The sequence below is a fragment of the Maribacter algarum (ex Zhang et al. 2020) genome (assembly GCF_005885635.1).
GTDB lineage: Bacteria > Bacteroidota > Bacteroidia > Flavobacteriales > Flavobacteriaceae > Maribacter_C > Maribacter_C algarum.
In genome coordinates this window covers 1-748 of the sequence record NZ_VATY01000017.1, presented here as the reverse complement: position 1 = coordinate 748, position 748 = coordinate 1, and the positions used below count along the sequence as shown (strand labels likewise).

Annotated in this window: 2 protein-coding genes; both read left to right on the top strand. The window is 34.1% G+C overall.

Annotated features, from left to right (window positions below; genetic code table 11):
- Nucleotides 1–77 precede the first annotated feature (77 nt).
- Nucleotides 78–317, top strand: coding sequence for a ribbon-helix-helix domain-containing protein (locus FEE95_RS22030; RefSeq protein WP_138660197.1), 240 nt, complete (start codon nucleotides 78–80; stop codon nucleotides 315–317).
- A complete protein-coding gene (locus FEE95_RS22025; RefSeq protein ID WP_138660196.1) occupies nucleotides 310–597 on the top strand; it encodes a type II toxin-antitoxin system RelE/ParE family toxin in 288 nt (95 codons plus the stop codon). The genes FEE95_RS22030 and FEE95_RS22025 overlap by 8 nt, the downstream gene beginning before the upstream one ends.
- The last annotated feature ends 151 nt before the right edge of the window (nucleotides 598–748 follow it).

Genomic DNA, 748 nt, shown 5'->3' with positions numbered 1-748 from the left:
CAACCGTTGGCAACAATATCGAAAATATTTGCAAATGATGCGTTTTTGGTGTAAATTAGAACCAAAATGTTATTATTATGGCTAGACAGAGCATATCGTTTACCCGACCAAATGATGAATGGTTAAAAACGCAAGTTGATAATCAAGAATATTCAAGTAAAAGCGAACTTGTTAATGACTTAATTCGTCAGGCTAGAAACCAACAAATCGAAATTGACTGGATTAGAGCTAAATTGGAAAAGTCTGAAAACAGCGGATTTACCAATGATAGCAAGGAACAAATCTTAGCACAATCCAAGTCTAAACTTAATGACTAAGTATAGATTAAGTAATGATGCAAAAGATGACCTAGTACGCATTCATCGTTATGGAATCAAAAAATTTGGAGTGCAACAAGCAGACATATATTTCGAAACATTTTTCGAATATTTTGACATTATAGCTAAAAGTCCTTACTCATTTGAATCTGTTGAATACATAAAAAAAGGGTATCGGAGATGTGTCTGTGGTTCGGACAGTATTTACTTCAAAATCAATAATGATAAGGTGGACATCATGGCGATTGTAGGAAAACAGGATTTGAAAAATATACTCTAAACTGAACGCAAAAATACTGTTGCCAACAAAGCCTATGAATTAATTGCTATGGATTTTCCTCACGGAAAATCTTTCGCAATTATCATTAACTTAGCTAGTACGCTGGAAATATCCTACGGACATTTCCGCAACTAATCATAGCCGAACCGTT